The organism is Pseudomonas sp. ASL3 (assembly GCF_056680425.1).
Genome location: NZ_CM155281.1, coordinates 6,560,682 through 6,582,597 on the forward strand (window position 1 = coordinate 6,560,682; position 21,916 = coordinate 6,582,597).

The 21,916-nt window shown below is 59.7% G+C and carries 20 protein-coding genes; 11 read left to right on the top strand and 9 right to left on the bottom strand.

Translation table 11 applies throughout. The annotated features are described in order from the left end of the window. Window positions 1–25: 25 nt before the first annotated feature. From AC1MEE_RS30125 to AC1MEE_RS30135, 3 genes are all read right to left on the bottom strand, one after another. Window positions 26–2,077: a putative bifunctional diguanylate cyclase/phosphodiesterase gene (locus AC1MEE_RS30125; RefSeq protein ID WP_480413054.1), complete on the bottom strand. Its 2,052-nt coding sequence runs from the start codon at window positions 2,075–2,077 to the stop codon at window positions 26–28. Between the two features lie 308 nt (window positions 2,078–2,385). Beyond that, window positions 2,386–2,982, bottom strand: a complete 597-nt coding sequence (locus AC1MEE_RS30130) for a superoxide dismutase (RefSeq protein WP_480413055.1) — start codon at window positions 2,980–2,982, stop codon at window positions 2,386–2,388. 497 nt (window positions 2,983–3,479) lie between these two features. Continuing rightward, entirely contained in the window at window positions 3,480–4,082 is a 603-nt protein-coding gene (locus tag AC1MEE_RS30135; RefSeq protein WP_480413056.1) for a LysE/ArgO family amino acid transporter, read from the bottom strand. Window positions 4,083–4,259: 177 nt separating this feature from the next. On the opposite strand from AC1MEE_RS30135, the gene AC1MEE_RS30140 reads away from it, so the two are divergent. From AC1MEE_RS30140 to AC1MEE_RS30150, 3 genes are all read left to right on the top strand, one after another. Next, on the top strand, window positions 4,260–5,159 hold the full coding sequence (locus AC1MEE_RS30140) for a LysR family transcriptional regulator ArgP (protein WP_480413057.1): 900 nt from the start codon (window positions 4,260–4,262) through the stop codon (window positions 5,157–5,159). Window positions 5,160–5,244: 85 nt separating this feature from the next. Beyond that, window positions 5,245–6,237 (top strand): NAD-dependent epimerase/dehydratase family protein, encoded by a 993-nt coding sequence (locus AC1MEE_RS30145; RefSeq protein ID WP_480413058.1) that lies wholly within the window; start codon window positions 5,245–5,247, stop codon window positions 6,235–6,237. 80 nt (window positions 6,238–6,317) lie between these two features. Next, the gene (locus tag AC1MEE_RS30150; protein WP_480413059.1) at window positions 6,318–7,193 is read left to right on the top strand and encodes an ATPase; all 876 of its coding nucleotides are present in this window, start codon (window positions 6,318–6,320) and stop codon (window positions 7,191–7,193) included. A gap of 401 nt (window positions 7,194–7,594) precedes the next feature. Here the strand turns inward: AC1MEE_RS30150 and AC1MEE_RS30155 are convergent, their stop codons facing one another. From AC1MEE_RS30155 to AC1MEE_RS30165, 3 genes are read right to left on the bottom strand one after another with little or no spacing between them, the layout of a single operon-like run. Beyond that, window positions 7,595–8,644, bottom strand: a complete 1,050-nt coding sequence (locus AC1MEE_RS30155; protein WP_480413060.1) for an alkene reductase — start codon at window positions 8,642–8,644, stop codon at window positions 7,595–7,597. A gap of 21 nt (window positions 8,645–8,665) precedes the next feature. Continuing rightward, window positions 8,666–9,832, bottom strand: a complete 1,167-nt coding sequence (locus AC1MEE_RS30160; protein WP_480413061.1) for an MFS transporter — start codon at window positions 9,830–9,832, stop codon at window positions 8,666–8,668. A 26-nt stretch (window positions 9,833–9,858) separates the two neighbouring features. Further along, a complete protein-coding gene (locus AC1MEE_RS30165) occupies window positions 9,859–10,161 on the bottom strand; it encodes an ArsR/SmtB family transcription factor (protein ID WP_480413062.1) in 303 nt (100 codons plus the stop codon). A 160-nt stretch (window positions 10,162–10,321) separates the two neighbouring features. Here AC1MEE_RS30165 and AC1MEE_RS30170 point away from each other — a divergent pair, with 160 nt between their 5' ends. Then, a complete protein-coding gene (locus AC1MEE_RS30170) occupies window positions 10,322–10,915 on the top strand; it encodes an acyl carrier protein phosphodiesterase (protein WP_480413063.1) in 594 nt (197 codons plus the stop codon). Here the strand turns inward: AC1MEE_RS30170 and AC1MEE_RS30175 are convergent. Further along, window positions 10,879–11,664, bottom strand: a complete 786-nt coding sequence (locus AC1MEE_RS30175) for a lysophospholipid acyltransferase family protein (RefSeq protein WP_480413064.1) — start codon at window positions 11,662–11,664, stop codon at window positions 10,879–10,881. The genes AC1MEE_RS30170 and AC1MEE_RS30175 overlap by 37 nt on opposite strands. Beyond that, entirely contained in the window at window positions 11,664–12,419 is a 756-nt protein-coding gene (gene olsB, locus AC1MEE_RS30180; protein WP_480413065.1) for an L-ornithine N(alpha)-acyltransferase, read from the bottom strand. Before olsB ends, AC1MEE_RS30175 begins: the two co-directional genes overlap by 1 nt. A 330-nt stretch (window positions 12,420–12,749) precedes the next feature. On the opposite strand from olsB, the gene AC1MEE_RS30185 reads away from it, so the two are divergent. From AC1MEE_RS30185 to AC1MEE_RS30205, 5 genes are all read left to right on the top strand, one after another. Then, a complete protein-coding gene (locus tag AC1MEE_RS30185; protein WP_480413066.1) occupies window positions 12,750–13,859 on the top strand; it encodes a serine hydrolase domain-containing protein in 1,110 nt (369 codons plus the stop codon). After that, on the top strand, window positions 13,856–14,185 hold the full coding sequence (locus AC1MEE_RS30190) for an amidase (protein ID WP_480413067.1): 330 nt from the start codon (window positions 13,856–13,858) through the stop codon (window positions 14,183–14,185). The genes AC1MEE_RS30185 and AC1MEE_RS30190 overlap by 4 nt, the downstream gene beginning before the upstream one ends. A 142-nt stretch (window positions 14,186–14,327) precedes the next feature. Beyond that, on the top strand, window positions 14,328–15,776 hold the full coding sequence (locus AC1MEE_RS30195) for an amidase (protein ID WP_480413068.1): 1,449 nt from the start codon (window positions 14,328–14,330) through the stop codon (window positions 15,774–15,776). Between the two features lie 255 nt (window positions 15,777–16,031). After that, complete coding sequence (locus AC1MEE_RS30200; RefSeq protein WP_480413069.1) at window positions 16,032–17,189, top strand: phospholipase D-like domain-containing protein; 1,158 nt, start codon at window positions 16,032–16,034, stop codon at window positions 17,187–17,189. Between the two features lie 115 nt (window positions 17,190–17,304). After that, complete coding sequence (locus tag AC1MEE_RS30205; RefSeq protein ID WP_480413070.1) at window positions 17,305–17,886, top strand: DJ-1/PfpI family protein; 582 nt, start codon at window positions 17,305–17,307, stop codon at window positions 17,884–17,886. 109 nt (window positions 17,887–17,995) lie between these two features. Here the strand turns inward: AC1MEE_RS30205 and AC1MEE_RS30210 are convergent, their stop codons facing one another. Beyond that, the gene (locus tag AC1MEE_RS30210) at window positions 17,996–19,519 is read right to left on the bottom strand and encodes a fumarate hydratase (RefSeq protein WP_480413071.1); all 1,524 of its coding nucleotides are present in this window, start codon (window positions 19,517–19,519) and stop codon (window positions 17,996–17,998) included. Window positions 19,520–19,872: 353 nt separating this feature from the next. On the opposite strand from AC1MEE_RS30210, the gene AC1MEE_RS30215 reads away from it, so the two are divergent. Both AC1MEE_RS30215 and AC1MEE_RS30220 read left to right on the top strand, forming a co-directional pair. Then, the gene (locus AC1MEE_RS30215; RefSeq protein WP_480416385.1) at window positions 19,873–20,979 is read left to right on the top strand and encodes a GGDEF domain-containing protein; all 1,107 of its coding nucleotides are present in this window, start codon (window positions 19,873–19,875) and stop codon (window positions 20,977–20,979) included. Further along, window positions 20,972–21,910, top strand: a complete 939-nt coding sequence (locus tag AC1MEE_RS30220) for an iron-sulfur-binding ferredoxin reductase (protein ID WP_480413072.1) — start codon at window positions 20,972–20,974, stop codon at window positions 21,908–21,910. Before AC1MEE_RS30215 ends, AC1MEE_RS30220 begins: the two co-directional genes overlap by 8 nt. Window positions 21,911–21,916 lie beyond the last annotated feature (6 nt).

The window sequence follows — 21,916 nt, forward strand, 5'->3', positions numbered from 1 at the left end:
CAGCAGGGAAAGCGCGGGATTCTGGTTACAGAATCGCCGCGTTGGTGCGTTGGGCCTGTTTCAGATAGGCCAGCAATTCGCGGGCAGGCAGTGGCTTGCTGTAGTGATAGCCCTGACCTTCGTGACACCCTTCAGAGATGATGTAAGCCTCCTGTTCGACGGTTTCCACGCCCTCGGCGATCACCTGCATGCCGAGGCTTTTGCCCAGCTGGATAATGGCGCGCACGATGGTCGCGTCATCGTCGTCATCGATCAGGTCTTGCACGAAGCTCTTGTCGATCTTGATTTTGTCCAGCGGCAAGCTCTTCAGGTAACTCAAAGACGAATAGCCGGTGCCGAAGTCATCGATAGCGATCAATGCGCCGGAGCGACGCAGGCTCAGCAAGTGCTGGGCTGCGGTGCTGATGTCTTCCATCAGACCGGTCTCGGTGACTTCCAGTTCCAGGCTGCGCGGCGGCAGGCGGTAGATTTGCAGCAGGTTGTTCACCACGCGCGGCAACTCGGCGTGGTGCAGCTGCACGGTGGACAGGTTGACCGCCATGCGCAGGTCGCTGAAACCCTGGTCATGCCACTCGCGCAGCTGTCGACAGGCTTGATCGAGTACCCACTCGCCAATCGCGATGATCGAGCCGTTCTGCTCGGCCAGCGGAATGAACAGGTCCGGGGGCACCAGACCATGCTCTGGATGCTGCCAGCGCAACAGGGCTTCGACGCCGACGACGCGGTGATCGCGATAGCTGATCTGTGGCTGATAGACCAGGTACAGCTGATTGCGTGGCAAGGCTTCACGCAGGTCTTTTTCAAGCTCGCGACGCCGACGCATTTCGCTGTCGACGCTGGCGATATAGAACTGATAACGGTTACGCGAACGGGACTTGGCCAGGGTCATGGTCTGTTCGGCTTTCTGCAGCAGTTTCTCGGTGCTGTCCCCGTCTTCCGGGAACAAGGTGATGCCAATGGTGGCCCGCAGACGAATTTCCTGGTGGTCGAGGGCGAAGGCCGCTTCCAGGTCGTCGAGAATGTTCTGCGCCAGCTCGGCCGCTTCGTAAGGCTGTTCGATATCAGCTTGCACCAACGCAAACTGATCGCCACCCAGGCGAGCGAGGGCGCCCAGTCTGCCGCTGTGACCGCGCAGGCGATCAGCCAGTGCCAGCAGCAATTGGTCGCCGGTCTGGTAGCTGAATTGTTCGTTGATGCCTTTGAAGTCATCAAGGCCGACACACAGCACCGCAACCCGACGTTGCAAGCGGCCGGCGTCAACCAGAATTTTGTCCAGCTGATGTTGTAGCTGCTTGCGGTTGGGCAGGCCGGTAAGGAAGTCGTACTGGGCCATGCGCAACAGGCTGTTCTCGGCTTCGTGGCGCAGATGGGTGTTGCGTTCGATCGAGGCCAGCAACTGATTGGCGGTATTGACCCAAATACCCAGTTCGTTCTTTTCGTGGCCCTTGAGCAGCGGCAATTGATGCTCGCTGGGGCGGTCCGGATTGATATTGGTCAGGTGTTCGATGATTTTCGACAGCGGTTTGGTCAGCAGCCAGTGATAGACCAGGTACAGCACCAGGCCCATGGCCAGGGCGCGCAATACGCCGGAGATAAAGATAATCACCGAGCTGACGATAAAGCCTTCGCCATAGGTGGCGGTATCGAGGGTGATGCGCAGATCGCCGTAATACTCGCTGTACGGGCCGCGACCGACCAATTGGGTGGTGAAGGTGCGTTCCTGGCCGAGGATCAGGTCGGTCAGCCAGCGGGTTGGGGTTTGTTGCAGCTCGCGGGATTTTTCCGCGAGCATGGTTTCGTTCGGATGGCCGATGGACGCCATGCGTACCGCATTGTCCTGAAACAGACCTTCGATGACCTGCATGCCCATCTCACGGTCCAGGCTGTAGACCGCCTGGGTCGACGGGTCGCGGAACATATCGAGGATACGCCCAGCATCATTGGCGACGGCTTGCCGGGTCTTGTAGGCGTCAAAGACGATCTGCGCACAACTCAATACCACCCCTACGATCAGCGCCGAAAGCAGCACCACGCGTAGTAACTTCACCGACAAGCTGTTTTTGAGTTCCAGCTTCAAATGGTTATTCCTTAATCCGTGTCGGGAGCGTGTAACCGTCTACGAGTATTGGCAAATACAACCTGCTCGTCAAAGGGACAATCACACCTGAATGTCAACTGCGTGTGCCTGGCTTTGAGGTCGTTCAAAAGATCGAGGTCGGGCTATCTCTACTATGTCGGTCGAATGCCCGTGGAACTTGAGAGTTGTTCTACACAATCGTGAACAGTCTGATATTAGTCTGCTATTGCTCGGAGACAATAGGGGAAAGAGTAAAGTGCAGACGAAAAAAAACCCGGCATTGCCGGGTTTTTTGTCTGGATCGAAGCTTAGGCGGTGAAGGCTTTGCCTTCGAACTGCTCGGCCACGAATTTCCAGTTGACCAGATTCCAGAATGCTTCCACGTATTTTGGACGCAGGTTGCGGTAGTCGATGTAGTAAGCGTGTTCCCAGACGTCGCAGGTCAGCAGTGGCAGGTCGCCGCTGGTCAGCGGGTTGCCGGCGCCGATGGTGCTGGCCAGAGCCAGGGAGCCGTCAGCTTTTTTCACCAGCCAACCCCAACCGGAACCGAAGGTGCCGATGGAGGTTTTGCTGAACTCTTCCTTGAACTTGTCAAAGGAGCCGAACGCAGCGTTGATTGCGTCAGCCAGAGCACCGGTAGGTTGACCGCCAGCGTTTGGCGCCAGGCAGTTCCAGTAGAAAGTGTGGTTCCAGACCTGAGCGGCGTTGTTGAAGATACCGCCCGAAGAAGTCTTGACGATCTCTTCCAGGGTTTTGCCTTCGAACGCGGTGCCTGGCACCAGGTTGTTCAGGTTCACGACGTAGGTGTTGTGGTGCTTGTCGTGGTGGTATTCCAGAGTTTCTTTGGAAATGTGTGGCTGCAGAGCATCGTGTGCGTAGGGCAGCGCTGGCAATTCAAAAGCCATGGTTAATCTCCTAATCAGGTCAGTTGCGGTGAGCGCAAGGCCGATCACGGGCGGCCAGACATAAACATGCGCCGGGGAGTTTGTACTCTTTGCGACGCAGGGGCTGGATCATAGCACCGGGTTTGCGCCATAACCACGCAACAACTGTGTGGGATAGAGGTTCCAGAGCCTTGTCGCAAAGTCGATGACAATTATTGATCAGCAATTGGATGCTGATAACAGTCTTGGATTGTGGGAGATTCCGCCCCGTCTTCGACGCCGCGCTGTCGCGCAGCAAACTCGGTCTCGATTCTGCCCGGAGGGCGTAGGAGCTGACTTGTCTGCGAAAGCCGTGACTCGGTATGCCTGAAAGACCGCAGCGTATGGTCTTCGCAGACAAGTCAGCTCCTACATTGGATCGGTGCCTGACTTAAGATTTATATTTTATTTATCAATTGGTTATAGCTTGTTTGAGAGATCAGGCTTGCCTGCGAATAGATTCACGCGGTCTCCCTGACTCAACTGGCATGAATCAACTGCGCCGCCACGCTGAACATCATCACCGCCACCAACAGATCGAGCAGGCGCCAGGTCGCGGGCCGCGCCAGCCATGGAGCGAGCCACGCCGCGCCCACGGCCAGTGTCGTGAACCACAACAACGAGGCACTGGCTGCACCGACGACGTATGCACCGGGCACACTTTGCTGCGCGCCGAGCGAGCCGATCAATAACACAGTGTCCAGATACACATGAGGGTTGAGCAACGTCACCGCCAGCGCACTGAGCAGCACCGCGCGCCGTGAACGCAGGCCTGTCCCATTGCTGTGTTGCAGGCTTTGCCGAGAGCAGGCACGGCGCAGCGCCAGGCTGCCGTACCAAAGCAGGAACCCCGCGCCGCCCCAACGGGCAACCGCCAGCAACAGCGGGTTTTGCGCCAGTAGATTTGCCAGGCCGAAAACCCCAGCGGCCACTAGCAGGGCATCACACACGATGCACAGCGCAGCCACCGGCAAGTGATGTTCACGGCGCAGACTTTGTGCGAGGACGAACGCGTTCTGCGTGCCAATCGCCATGATCAGCCCTGCCGCTACTAACAGGCCGTTGAGATAGCTTTGCCACATAGTCCATCACTCCTCTGTAATGCTCATCACGCTTGGGCCGCCAATTGCCGCAACATGGGCAGCGCTTTGTGCGCGTCCTCGATTGATGCGGTTTTTGTGGTGGTTTTGTGTGGCGAGTGTGTGGCGCTTGGATGTATAAGAAAAACCAATAATGCTGATCGCTCATTAGAGAAACTGATGTTCGACTATAAATTACTCTCAGCGCTGGCGGCCGTGATCGAGCAGGCCGGCTTCGAACGGGCTGCTCAAGTGCTGGGTTTGTCCCAGTCGGCGGTGTCGCAGCGGATCAAATTGCTCGAAGCGCGGGTCGGGCAACCGGTGCTGGTACGCGCGACACCGCCGAGCCCGACGGAGATTGGTCGACGCTTGCTCAACCATGTGCAGCAGGTGCGTCTGCTTGAGCGGGATTTACAAAGCCAGGTGCCCGCGCTGGACGAGGAAGGCATGCCTGAGCGCCTGCGTATCGCCCTCAATGCCGACAGCCTGGCGACCTGGTGGGCAGCAGCAGTCGGTGATTTTTGTGCCGAACAGCATCTATTGATGGATCTGGTGGTCGAAGATCAGGACGTGGGGCTCAAGCGCATGCGTGCGGGTGAAGTGGCGGCGTGTGTGTGCGGCACTGAAAGACCGGTGGCGGGCGCTCGCAGCGTGTTGCTCGGCGCCATGCGCTATCGTGCGTTGGCCAGCCCCGGTTTTATCGCCCGGCACTTTCCCCAGGGCGTGACGGCCGTGCAACTGGCACGTTCTCCGGCACTGGTATTCGGCCCTGATGATTTTCTGCAACATCGTTATCTGGCGTCGTTGGGTGTGGAAGGCGGCTTCGAGCATCATTTGTGCCCGTCGTCCGAAGGTTTTCTGCGCTTGACCGAGGCCGGGCTCGGTTGGGGGTTGGTGCCTGAGGTGCAAGTGCGCGATCAGCTGCAGCGGGGCTTGCTGGTAGAGCTGCTGCCTGATCGGCCAATCGATGTCCCTTTGTATTGGCATTATTGGCGTAATGGTGGTCGGTTGCTGACGCAGTTGACCGAGCATCTGACCCACCGGGCGGGTCAATGGCTGGTGCCGCTGAACAGTCAGTGAGCGTCACCTGTTTCTGGCCCCCTGTAACAAACAGCACACGCAATAAACGACACACGTCACGAACACACAGTTAACGGAGCGGTAAATGAAGATTCTGGTCACCGGCGCAAGCGGCTTCATCGGCGGACGCTTTGCGCGTTTCGCGTTAGAGCAGGGCTTGAGCGTACGAGTCAACGGCCGTCGTGCCGAGGGCGTCGAACATCTGGTGCGCCGTGGTGCGGAATTCATCCAGGGTGATTTGTCCGACCCCGAACTGGTACAGCGGCTGTGCCACGACGTCGAGGCGGTGGTGCATTGTGCCGGGGCGGTGGGCGTTTGGGGCCGGCGTCAGGATTTCCAGCAGGGCAATGTGCAAGTGACGGAGAACGTCGTCGAAGGCTGCCTGAAACAACAGGTGCGACGGCTGGTGCATTTGTCCTCGCCGTCGATTTATTTCGATGGCCGCTCACATCTGGACATCAAAGAAGAACAAGTGCCCAAACGTTTCAACAATCACTACGCCGCGACCAAATACCTGGCTGAACAAAAGGTCTTCGGTGCCGAAGAATTCGGTCTGGAAGTCATCGCCTTGCGTCCACGTCTGGTCACTGGGGCAGGCGATAACAGCATCTTTCCGCGGTTGTTGAACATGCAGCGCAAAAAGCGTCTGTCGATTGTCGGCAACGGCCTGAACAAGGTCGATTTCACCAGCATCCAGAACCTCAACGAGGCCATGCTCAGCAGCTTGTTGGCCGCAGGTTCCGCCTTGGGCAAGGCCTACAACATCAGCAACGGCACGCCTGTCCCGCTGTGGGATGCGGTGAACTATGTCATGCGCCGGATGGAGCTGCCGCAGGTCACCCGTTATCGCTCCTATGGTCTGGCTTACAGTGCTGCGGCCTTGAGTGAAGGCGTTTGTATGCTGTGGCCGGGTCGGCCGGAGCCGACTCTGTCACGTCTGGGCATGCAGGTGATGAGCAAGGACTTCACCCTGGACATCAGCCGCGCCCGGCACTATCTGGACTATCAACCACGGGTCAGCCTGTGGACGGCACTCGACGAGTTTTGCGCCTGGTGGAAAGCGCAACAATCGATTTGACCCGTGCCGCTTTAGCCTGCGGTTTGAGTGGTTATACTGCAATCCTTCTCAGTCTTCAGTGGTCTCCTAAAGGTTTAACCATGCGCAACGATCCTCACGACGACTTCGATGATGTGCCGAATCTCAGTGCTAAAGACGACGATCATGATTTTGTGCCAACTGCCGGCGCCCGCGAACGCACCACGGTGTACTCGCGCAGTACGCCAGTGGTGAAGGTCAAGCGCGTTAATACCGGGCCGATCTGGGCGTTGGTCGGCGCATTGTTGATTGCCTTCGCGGGGCTGGCCTGGTGGAGTTTCCAGCAAATTTCGTTGATGGAGCAGCAACTGGTCGCGACCCAGGAAAGCTTTGCGCGCATCAGTGAAGACGCGGCAGGACGGTTGCAAGACATCTCCGGCAAAGTGGTGGCGACCGAGTCGGTAGCCAGCACCGGCAGCGAAGCGTTGAAGCTGCAAATCCAGAAGCTGGAAAGCAAACTGAATGATCAGGACAAACAGCAAGAAGGTGTCGTCGGCCAACAAAGCGGCCTGGGCAAGCGTCTGGAACAGATGTCTGCGCAGACGACTCAGTTGCAGACCTCCAACGCTCAGTTGCAGACCGCCAACGCTCAGTTGCAAGATCAGGTGAAAAGCCTGAGCAGCGAACTCGTGGAGTTGAAAGCCGCCCAGTCCGATTCGAAGGCCTTGCAGTCCGCTCAGGCTCAGCTTGATACTCAGTTGAAAAGCCTGAATGCCGAGGTGGCCGCGCTGAAAAAACAGGGTAACCCAAGCGTAGCCATCGACCGTCTTGAACAAGAACTATTGGTGCTCAAAAGCCAACAGGACAATCGTCCGGCCGCGTCTCAAGGTGGCAGTACGGCTGAGTTCGATGCGTTCCGCGGGCAAGTCACTCGCAACATCAACACCCTGCAAAGCCAGATTCAAAACTTGCAGCAGCAGATCCATGCGCGGCAGTGATGCAGGATTTGTGATCGACTCAGACTTGTGGGAGGGCCCGCCCCGTCTTCGACGCCGCGCTGTCGCGCAGCAAACACGGTCTCGATTCTGCCCGGAGGGCGTAGGAGCTGACTTGTCTGCGATAAGGGCCGAAGGACCTTCCAGCGGTGGTGAATTCACTATTTTTGCCAGCGCTTCGCACTGGATCGCAGACAAGTCAGCTCCTACAAGGAATTAGCGTCAGGCTGAAAATTCCATAAAATATACTCTTTATTTTTCAACGGCTTATAGGTTGTTTGATGGGAGCAGGCTTGCAGCTACGCGTCCCGCTGCGAAAGGTCGCGACACGGTCTTGCCTGATGCCCAAATGAAAAAGCCCCGACGCTCAGGAGCCGGGGCTTTTTCATGTCAGCACGGCTGCCTTACAGGCGCGGGTAGTCGATGTAGCCGACCGGCCCCTTGCCGTAGAAGGTTTCCGGGTTCGGCGTGTTCAGCGGCGCATCTTGTTGCAGGCGCTCCGGCAGATCCGGGTTGGCGATGAACGGCACACCGAAGGCGACCGCATCGGCCTTGCCACTGGACAGCCAGGCGTTGGCGCTGTCTTTGGTAAAGCGCTCGTTGGCGATGTAGTGGCCGCCGAAGGCTTTTTTCAGTTGTGGGCCAAGGCTGTCACCGGCTTCTTTTTCACGGGAGCAGATAAAAGCGATCCCGCGTTTGCCCAGTTCGCGGGCCACGTAGCTGAAGGTTTCAGACAGGTTCTCGTCGCCCATGTCATGGGAGTCGGCACGTGGCGCCAGGTGCATCCCGACACGGCCCGCGCCCCAGACTTCGACCACGGCATCGGTCACTTCCAGCATCAGGCGAGCACGGTTTTCCAGAGAACCACCATATTCGTCGGTGCGTTGGTTGGTGCTGCTCTGCAGGAACTGGTCGAGCAGGTAGCCGTTGGCACCGTGGATTTCGACACCATCGAAACCTGCGGCCTTGGCGTTTTCCGCACCTTGACGATAAGCATCGACGATCTCGGCGATTTCAGCGTATTCCAAGGCGCGTGGCACTGGGTAGTCAGCGAGTGGGCGAACCAGGCTGACGTGACCCGCAGGGGCAATCGCGCTTGGGGCGACCGGCGTTTCACCGTTGAGGTACGACGGGTGGGAAACCCGTCCAACGTGCCACAGTTGCAGAACGATGCGCCCGCCTGCAGCGTGTACCGCTTTGGTGATGTTGCTCCAGCCACGGACCTGGTCGTTGGACCAGATGCCGGGGGTGTCCGGGTAACCGACGCCCATCGGCGTGACCGAGGTCGCTTCGCTGATGATCAGGCCTGCCGAGGCGCGCTGTACGTAGTACTCAGCCATCAGCGCATTGGGCACGCGACCTTCATCGGCGCGGCAGCGGGTCAGCGGTGCCATGATGATGCGGTTTGGCAGTTGCAGATCACCCAGGGTGATCGGGTCAAAGATAGTGGTCATGGTGTGAAACCCTCTAAATGATCAGTTGGTAGCCGGTGCCAGCTCGGCATTGCCGCTCTGGCGAAAAGTAATCAGGGTCGCCAGCAGTGCGAGTACCGCCAGTGCTGCAGCGGCCAGAGGCACGCGGGTCAAGCCGAAGCCGTGGGCGATGACGCTGCCGCCGACCCAGGCGCCCAGCGCGTTACCGGCGTTGAAGGCGCCGATGTTCAGGGTCGACACCAGGTTGGGTGCGGCCTTGCCGAAGGTCACCACGTTGATCTGCAACGCAGGTACGGCGGCGAAGGCAGCGGTGGCCCAGAGAAACAGGGTGATCTCAGTCGGGATCAGCGCCACGCTGGTCCAGCTCAGCAGGGTGGAAACCACGGCCATGGAAACGAACACGCCGATCAGGGTCGCCGCCAGACGACGGTCAGCCAGCTTGCCGCCGATGATGTTGCCGACGGTCAGGCCCAGGCCGATCAACAGCAGGGTCCAGGTCACGCCACTTGGCGATACGCCGGTGACTTCGCCCAGCAGCGGTGCGATGTAGGTGAACAGGGTGAACATCGACGCGGAGAACAGCGCGGTCATGCTCAGTGACAGCCAGATTCCGGCGCCTTTGAGGGCCGCCAGTTCGGCGCGCATGTCGAGCTTTTCCTCGTCGCGTTTGGCCGGCAGGAAACGGATCAGACCGATCAGCGCAATCACGCCAATCACGGTCACGGCCCAGAAGGTCGAACGCCAGCCGGCGTACTGACCCAGCGCAGTCCCCAATGGCACGCCCAACACGTTGGCCAGGGTCAAACCGGTGAACATCAGCGCCACAGCCGATGCGCGACGATTGGCGGGCACCAGACCCGCAGCCACCACCGAACCGATACCGAAGAACGCACCGTGACACAGCGCGGTGATCACACGGGCGAACATCAGCACGTTGTAGTCACTGGCCAGGGCGCAAAGCAGGTTACCGATGATGAAGATTCCCATCAGGACAACCAGCGCAGCCTTGCGCGGCAGTTTGGCTGTGGCCAGGGCCATAAAAGGCGCGCCGATGGCAACACCCAACGCATAACCGGTGACCAGCCATCCGGCACCGGGAATCGACACACCGAGGTCGGTCGCCACATTGGGCAGCAGCCCCATGATCACGAACTCGGTGGTACCGATAGCGAAGGCGCTCAGGGCCAGGATGAGTAGCGAAAGGGGCACGACGCGTCTCCTTGAAGGTTAAAAAGTCAGAGCTGCTTGTTCATTTCTTGCAGGAACGCCTGGATCGCGTCTTCGTTGCGTTTGAAGAAGTGCCACTGACCGACCTTTTTGCTGGTGATCAGACCGGCGCGTTGCAGGGTCGCCAAATGCGCAGAAACGGTGGACTGGGAAAGGCCGGCGCGTTGGTCGATCTGCCCGGCGCAAACGCCGTTTTCCAGCGAGTGATCCTGGTCGGGGAAGCACGCATGAGGATCTTTGAGCCACACGAGAATCTCGCGGCGAACCGGGTGGGCGAGGGCTTTTATTATTTCGTCGAGGTCGATAGGCATGTCGTTCTCAAATCCGTATAGCGGTATATCGCGATGTGGCGAACTTTATATCTATATTTCGCGATATACAAATATTAATGGGTGCTAAGCATCGCATAAAACGCTATATCGGGTTATATCGATATGGGCCGCGATGCAGAATAGGCGTAAGCTTCGCCCCATGAATTACCTCGCACACCTCCATTTGGGCGGTCAGCGTCCGGCACAATTGCTCGGCAGTCTGTATGGCGATTTCGTCAAAGGGCCGCTGCCTGGGCGCTTTACCCCTGAGCTTGAAGCGGCGATCCAGCTGCATCGGAGCATTGATTCATTCACCGATGCGCACCCGCTGATCAAGCAGGCCATCGCACGCTTCCCGGCTGAGCGACGACGTTATGCCGGGATCATGCTGGATGTGTTTTTCGATCATTGCCTGGCGCGGGACTGGTCGGTGTATGCCGAACAACCGCTGGATGAGTTCACCTCGAGGGTTTACCGGGTGCTGGCCGCCGAGCCTGCGTTGCCGGATCGACTGGCATTGATCGCGCCGCGTATGGCGGCTCAGGATTGGCTGGGTTCTTATCGGGAGTTCGATGTGCTGGAGCAGGTGTTGAACGGGATTTCCCGGCGCCTGTCACGGCCGGAAGGGTTGGCCGGCGCCATGCAGGAGTTGCAGGCGCTGTATCAGCCATTGAGCGCGGACTTCGCCGCGTTTTACCCGTTGTTGCAGAACTTTGCTCAGGCCGCCTTGGCTGAGCGCGATTCCCTCGGTTGAGCGACTTCGCCAAACAACGCGCTCTGCACTGCTTGTTGAGCCTGAAATGCCAGGGCGGCGCGTTCCTGATGCAGGCTGGCAATCGGTTTGAGCAACTGGATATGCACATCGCCCTGTTCATTGGCGAACAAGCGACGCAGGTGCGAGAGCAAATCGTCATCGCCGATGAACGGTGCGATGGGGTCAGGCTTGCCGTCACGCATGTAACGAATGGCCACCGGCTGTAACGGCACACCCGCGTCGATGGCACTGGACATCAGACGACCATGGAACGTGCGCAGGCTGCGGCCATCGGTGGTGGTGCCTTCCGGGAAAATCATCAGCGCATCGCGCGCCTGCAGGTGCTGGGTCATTTGCCGCTGGATCAAACGGCTGTCGCCCGAACCACGACGGATAAACAGCGTGCCGGCCTTCAATGCCAGCCAGCCTGCCACCGGCCAGGTGCGCACTTCGGCCTTGGACAGAAACGACAACGGCGCGAGCATCCCCAGCAGCGGGATATCAGTCCACGACACATGGTTGCTGACCCACAACATGGGCTCTCGCGGTAGCTCGCCGCTGACGGTCACGCGAAAGGGCAGTGCGCTGCTCAGGTGAGCCATGAACCTACTGGACCAGCGTTGCCGACGTGCCATGGAATTGCCAATGCGCAGGCGCTCGAGGACGCCAAACGCGCCAGCAATCGTCAGACCCAGGGCAACCACCCACAACACTCTAGCGACGCGGGCATAACCGCGTACCCGACTCATCAGACTGCTGCCTTGAAGTGACGGGCATAACGTGGGCACAGCTCGTCGCGCTTGAGCAGGATGAACACGTCGGCCACCTGGAAGTCTTCATCCCAGCACGGTTCGCCGCAGATCTTCGCCCCCAGACGCATGTAGGCCTTGAGCAGCGGCGGCATCTCACAGATGACGTTGCTGGGCAGGTCCATGGTCGGCAGCGGTTTTTTCGGTTCGGCGCGCAGGTGCTCGTTACACAGATAACGTTCGCGCAGGCGCTGCATGATCGCGTGGGCCTGGATGCCGCCATCTTGCATCGGAATGCTGGCGCAACCCATCAGATAGCTGTAGCAGCCTTCATTGAGGATTTCCGCCAGCTCACTCCACAACACCGCGATAGTGCCGCCGTTGCGATAAGCCGGGTCGACGCAGGTGCGGCCCAGTTCCAGAATCGGGCCCTGCAAATGGCCGAGGCCATGCAGACTGAATTCCTCTTCGCTGTAAAAACGTCCCAGCGTGTTGGCCGCTTTATGGTCGAGCAAGCGGGTGGTCGCGACTAGACGGCCAGTAGCGAGGTCACGTACGCCAATGTGCGAGCAGTGCACATCGTAGTCATCCATATCCAGGCCAAGTTCAGCGCCTTTGAGCTTGGCGTTGAACTCGCCACTGAACACGCTGAAACGCAAAGCCTGGGCTTCGTGCAGCGCCTGTGCGCCAATAAGGCGTTCGGCCTGAAGGCGGCGTTCGGCGCCGGTGTCGCAAGTGCGGGCGATCTGGGTCATGGGTCGTCTCCGTAAGCCAGCCAGGGATTTGCGGCCGGTTGACTTTGTTGTTCAAGCGCTTAGCTACACAAACGAAGGCTAGGTAGACCCGATGTCACCACCATTAAGCTTTGGTGATGCTTGTATGACAGGGCCATCTGACACCCAGTAATCACCTGTAGGAGCTGCCGAAGGCTGCGAACGGCCGGGAACCGGTCGTCGTGTTTGATCTTTAATGAAGGTCCTTCGGACCTTATCGCAGCCTTCGGCAGCTCCTACAGGTGATGGTTCGTCCCTGACCTGTCACGAATCACTGCTAGGGTTGTGGAGCCCTCCGCACGAGATCACTTCATGAGTCCACGGCTTTGTCTGTTTGTTGTCCTGGCCTTGTTCACCTATTCAGCCCTGGCACAAAACTGGCCCGGCGAACAATGGTCAACCGCGCCAGTGGCGCAGAGCCCTGCGTTACAAGCGTTGGAGGACTACGCATTCCCTGCGCGGGAGGACGCCACCCGCAAAGGCATCCGCACCGATGCGTTGCTGGTAATCCGCGACGGGCAATTGGTCTACGAGCGCTATGCCGGGGTGACCACGGTCAACACGCCACATCTGACCTGGTCGGTCAGTAAAAGCGTGATGGCGAGTGTGCTCGGTGTGGCCTTTGGCGAGGGGCGCTTTCAGCTCGGCGATCCGGTGGCCAAATTCTATCCACCGTTCAAAACCCATCCCGACATCCGCATTCAGGATTTGCTGCATTGGGCCTCTGGTCTGGATTGGCAGGAAGACTATGAATACGCGCCGCTCAACTCATCCGTGGTGGCCATGCTTTACACCCGAGGTCGCGGCGATATAGCTAAATTCACCAGCTGGCATGGCATCGCCAGCGCACCGGGAACCTCATATCGTTATTCCAGCGGCGATACCAACGTATTGTCTGCGGCCTTGAAAACCATGGTCGGCGACAAGGCTTACCCTGACTATCCCTGGACCGCGTTGTTCGAGCCGTTGGGCATTCGTAGCGCGGTGTGGGAAACCGATGGCAGCGGCACGTTCGTCGGTTCGTCCTATGCCTATATGACGGCGCGGGATCTGGCGCGCATCGGCCTGCTGATGCAGCGCGGCGGTCGCTGGCAAGACAAACAACTGCTGCCCAAGGCCTGGGTCGACCTCAACCTGACGCCGTTCGCTCACTATAGAACCGGATCGGTGAATGAAGTGCCGGGCGCGCAGTGGTGGTTGAGTCGTTTGCCTGATGGCGAACTCGATAAAGCCACGCGACCTTGGCCCGATGCACCCCAGGATGCCTTTGCCGCGCTCGGCCATTGGGGGCAAGCGCTGTACGTGATACCCAGCGCCAATCTGGTGATCGTGCGTTACGCCGATGATCGCGACGGCAGCTACAGCCATGACCAGTTGCTCAAGCGAGCGCTTGCGGCATTTGCCGGGGAGGGCACGCAATGAACAGTCGCAGCGCGTTTATCCGGCGTCGGCCCTTCAGCAGTCTGTTATTGCTGGTGGCCTTGGCGATTGCGCTCCTCGCTTGGCAGAATCGTTTTGCATTGCAGGCGTTTCCGAGCATCATCAGCGCTTACACCGCCAAGGAATATTGTTCGTGCCGCTACGTGATGAACAACCCGGCTGAGTATTGCGTGGGCTATGTGAAACAGTACGTGCCCAGTAGCCTGACCGATGACGCCGCGCAGAAGCGCGTGACCGCCAGCGGTCTGGGGCGGACCAGTAGCGCGGTGTGGAAAGGGCAGCGGCAGGGCTGTCAGTTGTTGCCCTGATGCACCGCATCGCGCCCTTCGCGAATAAATTCGCTCCCACAGGGATTGCAACTTCGTGGGAGCGAATTCATTCGCGAAGGCGGTCGGACAGGCGCAGAGCATTTGCCGGGCAACATTCAATTTTTCGAACGGTGAAATAACCATGTCCCCAACTGTAACCGGCAACCCGATCGTCGACGTCGACGCGTTGGAATTGTCGCGCATGATCCACGCCCGTGAGGTGAGCTGTCGCGAAGTGATGGCGGCGTATCTGGCGCAGATCGAGCGCATCAATCCGCAGGTCAACGCCATCGTTTCTTTGCGCCCTGCCGAGCAGTTGCTCGCTGAGGCCGATGAGTGCGACCGCCAATTGGCGCTCGGCCAATCCCGCGGCTGGATGCACGGCATGCCGCAGGCGATCAAAGATCTGGCAGCCACTGCCGGGCTGCGCACGACCATGGGGTCGCCGCTGTTCGCCGACCAGATTCCCGAGCACGACGCCATCTCGGTTGGGCGTGTGCGGGCCAGTGGCGCGATCATCATTGGCAAGACCAACGTCCCGGAATTCGGCCTCGGTTCGCAAAGCTACAACACCCTGTTCGGCACCACGCGCAACGCCTATGACCTGAGCAAAGTCGCCGGTGGTAGCAGCGGCGGGGCGGCGGTTGCGCTGGCGACACGGATGCTGCCGGTGGCCGACGGCAGCGATATGATGGGCTCGCTGCGTAACCCGGCAGGCTTCAATAACATCTTCGGCCTGCGCCCTTCTCAAGGCCGCGTGCCACACGGGCCGGCGCCTGAATTGTTCATCTCGCAACTGTCGACCGAAGGCCCGATGGGCCGCACCGTGGCTGACGTCGCGCAACTGCTGAGTACTCAGGCCGGCTTCGATCCACGTGCACCGCTGTCGCAGAACAGTCCCTCGCTGTTTGTCGGTTCGTTGCAGCGCGACTTCAAAGGCGCGCGCCTTGGCTGGATGGGCGATTACAACGGCTACCTGCCGATGGAAGACGGCGTCATGGCGCTGTGCGAGTCGGCGCTGCAGGACTTCACTCAGTTGGGCTGCACGGTGGAAGCCTGCCAACCCGATTACCCGCTCGAAACACTCTGGAGCAGCTGGCTGGTGCATCGTCACTGGCTGATCCATGGCAGCCTCGGCAGAGCGTACGCGCACCCGCAACTGCGCGGTTTGCTCAAGCCGGAAGCGCAGTGGGAAGTCGAAGGTGGTTTGCACCTGACGGGCGAGCAGGTGTTCCAAGCGTCCCAGGATCGCAGTGACTGGTATCGCGCGTTGAGCACATTGTTCGAGCGCTATGATTTCCTGCTACTGCCCAGCGCTCAGGTGTTTCCGTTTGACGCCGACCAGCATTGGCCGAGCGCGATTGCCGGTCGCTCGATGGACACCTATCACCGCTGGATGGAAGTCGTCGTCGGCGCCACCCTGGCAGGGTTGCCGGCCATGAGCATTCCCGTAGGCTTCAACCTGGCAGGCTTGCCAATGGGCATGCAGATCATCGGCCCGGCGCAAGCGGATTGGGCGGTGTTGCAACTGGCCCATGCCCATGAGCAGCTGACGCAGTGGGTAACGCGCAGGCCGTCGCCGCTGCTCTGATTTTGTAACAGACACAGATCCACTGTGGGAGCGAATTTATTCGCGAATGCGGTGGGTCAGGCTCTAGGGATGTTGGATGTGCCGACGTCTTCGCGAATAAATTCGCTCCCACAGGATTGCGGTGTGTCCGACAAACCGCGTTGTCTGGTCTTCACTGAAGGGATCGCGTTTGCAGCGTCAGGCGTTTAAGGTTGGCGCCTATTGCGTACAGGGAGCTTGCATGCACCAAACCATCCGCCTGCACGGCACGCCGACATGAGGGGAGCGATTTTTCCGTGGCGGGCTGACAACCAGTTCACGCTGCTGATCGACGGTCCGGCGTTTTTTCCGCGCATGATCGCCGCCATCGAGCAGGCGCAGCAGCAGGTCGAACTGGAGCTTTATCTAGTGGAGACCGGGGCCTGCGCCGAGGCGGTGGTTCAGGTGTTGGTTCGTGCGGCGCGACGTGGCGTTATCGTGCGCTGCCTGTTCGATGACTTCGGCGCGCGGGCCTTCACGATGAGCCTGCGCAAAAGGATGACCGAGGCGGGTGTGATCCTGCGTTTCTACAATCGGGTGTACTGGCGTCGTGGGGTGCGCAACTTCTATCGCGACCATCGCAAGCTGCTGTTGGTGGATAAACAACTGGCTGTGGTCGGTGGCACTGGCGCGACAGATGAATTCTGGCAGCCGGCGCAGAACACCAGTGAATGGCATGAAGTGATGGTGGAAATCACTGGGCCGATGGTTCTCGACTGGCAGGCGCTGTTCGACCGACAGTTTCACGCCAATGAACGGCCCACCGCCTGGCGGCCCGCGCACAACTTCGGCCTGCCGCGCCTGCCCAAGGTGCCGTTGATCGGTCAGGGGCAGGGGCGGGTGGCCTATGCCGATGCCCGCCAGCACCGTGACATCCTGCAATCCCTGGTGCGCGCCTTGAACAGTGGAAAACGCCGGATCTGGCTGGCGACGCCGTATTTTCTGCCCACCTGGAAAGTCCGTCGCTCCCTGCGCAAAGCGGCGGCGCGAGGCGTTGACGTGCGCCTGCTATTGACCGGCCCGCGTACCGATCACCCATCAGTGCGGTATGCCGGCCATCGCTACTATCCGCGCCTGCTCCGGGCCGGGGTGCAGATCTTCGAATACCAGCCGTGTTTTCTGCATTTGAAAATGGTGCTGGTCGATGATTGGGTCAGCATCGGCTCATGCAACTTCGATCACTGGAATTTGCGCTTCAATCTGGAAGCCAACCTCGAAGCCCTCGATCCCGGCTTGACGCTGGCGGTGGCCACCAGCTTCGAAAACGATTTCGCCCTCAGTTCGCCGATCAATCTGGAAACCTGGCAGTTGCGTCCGCTATGGCCGCGGGTGAGACAGCGACTCTGGGGCTGGATCGATCGATTGGTGCTCAACGTCCTCAATCGTCGGGATTGATCGGCTGCGCCTGACAGACAGCACCGCAGTACCTGCCTATTACCTGCCTTGTACTCATCGGCCGTAACTTGACTACTCTTATTGCCCCAAGCCCCGCATCCAAGGAGAACTTCAAATGGCCGCTAAAAAGATTCTTATGCTGGTCGGCGATTACGTCGAAGACTACGAAGTGATGGTGCCGTTCCAGGCGCTGCAAATGATCGGTCACACCGTGCACGCCGTTTGTCCGGGCAAGAAAAGCGGCCAATCCGTGCGCACGGCGATTCACGACTTTGAAGGGGATCAGACCTACAGCGAAAAGCCGGGGCATAACTTCGGGCTCAATTTCGATTTTGACAAGGTCAACGTTCAGGATTACGACGCACTGTTGGTGCCTGGTGGGCGCGCGCCGGAATATCTGCGTTTGAACGAGACTGTGCTGGAGTGGGTGCGCGCGTTCGACAAGGCCGATAAGCCGATCGCGGCAGTCTGCCATGGTGCGCAACTATTGGCCGCTGCCGGTATCCTCGAAGGCCGGCAATGCAGCGCCTATCCCGCGTGCGCGCCGGAAGTGCGTCTGGCCGGTGGCGAGTTCGTCGACATTGCTGTCACCGACGCACACACCGAAGGCAATCTGGTCACTGCACCGGCCTGGCCTGCGCATCCGAGCTGGCTGAGCGGCTTCCTGAAACTGCTCGGGACCGAGATCATTCTGTAGGGAGGGTGTATCGGGTGAAGCTATTCGCAGGCAAGCCTGCTCCCACAGGGACCGCATAAACCCTGTGGGCGCAGGCTTGCAACTACGCGTCCCGCTGCGAACGGCGGTGTTACTGAACCTCTACCGCCAAACTCTCACTGATCTTCTTCTGCCAGATCGCAGGACCGGTGATGTGCACCGACTCACCTTTGCTGTCGACCGCGACAGTGACCGGCATGTCTTTGACGTCGAACTCGTAGATCGCTTCCATGCCCATATCGGCGAAGGCCACGACGTGGGATTTCTTGATCGCTTGAGCGACCAGGTAAGCGGCGCCACCGACGGCCATCAGGTACACGGCTTTGTGGTCTTTGATCGCTTCGATCGCGGCGGGGCCACGCTCGGATTTGCCGATCATGCCCAGCAGGCCGGTTTGTTCGAGGATCTGACGGGTGAATTTGTCCATCCGCGTGGCCGTGGTCGGGCCAGCAGGGCCAACCACTTCGTCACGCACCGGATCGACCGGGCCGACGTAGTAGATGAAGCGACCCTTGAGGTCCACTGGCAAGGTTTCACCCTTGTTCAGCATCTCGACCATGCGTTTGTGCGCAGCGTCGCGACCAGTGAGCATCTTGCCGTTGAGCAGGATGGTTTCGCCCGGTTTCCAGTCCAGCACGTCTGCCGGGGTCAGGGTATCGAGGTTGACGCGGCGCGCGGACGGACCAGCCTCCCAGACGATTTCCGGGTAAGCGTCCAGCGGTGGCGCTTCCAGCGCGGCCGGGCCACTGCCGTCGAGCACGAAATGCGCGTGACGGGTCGCGGCGCAGTTAGGGATCATGCACACCGGCAACGAAGCGGCGTGGGTCGGGTAGTCCATGATCTTCACGTCGAGCACGGTGGTCAGGCCGCCAAGGCCTTGAGCGCCGATGCCCAGCTGGTTGACCTTCTCGAACAGCTCCAGACGCATCTCTTCGATACGGTTGGACGGGCCACGGGCTTTCAACTCGTGAATGTCGATGGACTCCATCAACACTTCCTTGGCCATCACCGCTGCCTTTTCGGCGGTGCCGCCGATACCGATGCCGAGCATGCCCGGCGGGCACCAGCCAGCGCCCATTGTCGGAACGGTTTTCAGCACCCAGTCGACGATCGAATCGGACGGGTTGAGCATCGCCATTTTCGATTTGTTTTCCGAGCCGCCGCCTTTGGCCGCCACGTCCACTTCCACGGTGTTACCTGGGACGATGGAGTAGTGGATGACCGCCGGGGTGTTGTCCTTGGTGTTCTTGCGAGCGCCAGCCGGGTCGGCCAGGATCGAAGCACGCAGGACGTTTTCCGGCAGGTTGTAAGCGCGACGCACGCCTTCGTTGATCATGTCGTCGAGACTCATGGTGGCGCCGGTCCAGCGCACGTCCATGCCGACGCGGACGAATACAGTGACGATCCCGGTGTCTTGGCAAATTGGTCGATGGCCGGTCGCGGACATGCGCGAGTTGATCAGGATCTGAGCCATGGAATCGCGTGCAGCCGGCGACTCTTCACGCAGGTAGGCCTCGTGCATGGCCTGAATGAAATCTACGGGGTGGTAGTAGGAAATGAACTGTAAGGCGTCGGCAACGCTCTGTATCAGGTCGTCTTGCTTGATCACGGTCATGTGGCGCGCTCCTCTGATAGGACGGGAACATTCGATTAGCTGTTTCCAACGGTACCGCTGTGATCCGTTGAGAACATCTTCAATAAGCGCGCCGACCCACAACGTCGACGCAAAAAAGGCGCGGCAGTATAACGCGGCACCGGCCCAGGTACATCCGCTTGGTCGCAAACCAAAGTCGACCTCTGGGCAGGCATCCTTTTTGCGTGACATGCAAAGCTTCAGGTTAAGCAGGGGTGAGAATTGAATAGTCATTTTTGGGTGGTACCACTAAAGTGGCAAGTGGCCTCTATTCGCCACATAGGCCGTTTGTGCCAGTACGGGAAGGAGTCCCTTTGAGCACGGTGAGTCAACGAGTGACCGATAAAGCCATACAGAATTTGTTGCTAAAACGGTTTGCCTTGGCTGCTGGCACCTACGTGCTAGTGCTGGCACTCGTTTGGGTGGCGATCCTTACCGATTTTTACCAAGCCCCCCTGCGCACTGCCATTATTGGCAGCGGTCTGGTGATCCTCAGCCAATTGTTGTTGCTGGTGGTGTTCCTCAGCGGCTACAACCTGCGCTTCAGGGACCCGAGTCTGACCGAGCTTCAGGTGCTGCTGGCGCTGGGTTGGCAAACCTACTTGCTGGCCCATCTGGACAGCGCTCGAGGCACGTTCCTGGTGATGTACGTGCTGATCATGCTGTTCGGTCTGTTCCATCTGCGGCCGAAGGTGTTCGTGCGCTGCGTAGCGTTTGTGTTCTTGAGCTTCGCCGGTCTGAATCTGTGGGAAGCCTTCCATCTGACACTGGCAGATCCAGGTCTGGCCGCGCTGCAGGTGTTGGCACTGTTCATCGTTTTGCTTTGGCTGTGCCTGTACGCTCGCTATGTCCAGTCCTCCCAGCAGCGCATGCGTCAGCGCCGTTTTGCGCTTCAGGCGCATCAGGACACCTTGCGCGGGATGATGCGTCAGCTCGAAGATTTGGTGGCGACCGACGAGCTGACCGGCTTGTATAATCGTCGGCACTTTCTGCGCATGGCCTCCCGAGAACTGGAAGCCATGGACAACAGCTACTCCCACGGTCTGGCGCTGATCGACCTGGACCATTTCAAACGCATCAACGATGCCCACGGCCATGCCGCCGGCGATCAGGTGCTGCAGGCTTTTGCCGCGGTCGCCAACGCCTGTCTGCGGGAGGGCGATGTATTGGCCCGCTACGGCGGGGAGGAATTCGTGCTGTTGATACCGCAATGTACCCCCGAACACTTGACCAGCTGCTGCGAACGGCTGCGCGAGGCGTTTACCCGTGTCGAGCTGGTGGGGCTGGCAGTGACTGAGTTGAGCCTGTCGGCGGGGATGACCCTGCTGGACATGGGCGACGACCTCGACGAAGCCCTGCAACGCGCCGATCAGGCGCTTTACCGCGCCAAGCGCAACGGACGCAATCGCTGTGCCGCGGCCTGGGAAAACGTCGATGCCTGAACTCCGTGTTGGCGACCGGCAATGGCCGGTCGCTGCGGCCAGCAATCTGCTCGACGCCCTGAATAACGCCGGGATCGCCGTGCCCTACAGCTGTCGGGCGGGGAGTTGTCACGCCTGCCTGGTTCGTTGCCTGAGCGGTGAACCAGCGGACGACAAGCCCGAAGCGCTGGACGCGGGCAAGCGTCAGCAAGGCTGGCGGTTGTCCTGTCAGTGCCGGGTGGTCGAAGACCTGACGCTAGAAATCTTCGATCCCCTACTCGATGGTCTACCTGCCAAGGTCGCCAGCTGCGATTGGCTGAGTCCGACCGTACTACGCTTGCGTCTGACCCCAGAGCGGCCATTGCGTTATCGTGCCGGGCAGCATCTGGTGCTGTGGACCGCCAACGGCATCGCCCGACCTTACTCGCTGGCGAGCCTGCCAGAAGAAGACCGCTTCCTGGAGTTTCATCTCGATTGCCGCCACCCCGGCGCTTTCAGCGATGTTGCGCGACAGCTGCAAGCGGGCGACCCGATACGATTGGGCGAACTGCGCGGCGGCGCCCTGCAATACGATCCGGACTGGCACAATCGACCGTTGTGGCTTTTGGCGGCGGGCACCGGGCTTGGTCCACTGTGGGGCGTGCTGCGCGAGGCGCTGCGTCAGGAGCATCGAGGCGCTATCCGCGTCATCCATGTGGCACATGACGTCAGCGAGCATTACCTCGCCGGCCCATTGGCTGAACTGGCAGCGAGCCATCCGCAGGTGCAGATTCAATTACTCAGCTCGGCCGAGCTACCGGCAGCTTTGGCTGAACTGCGGCTTGTCTCCCGACAAACCATGGCCTTACTCTGCGGGCACCCTGCCAGCGTCGAGTGCTTTGCCAAGCGCCTCTATCTCGCTGGCCTCCCGCGCAATCAACTATTGGCCGATGTGTTTCTCAGTCGGGGTTGAGCGCTG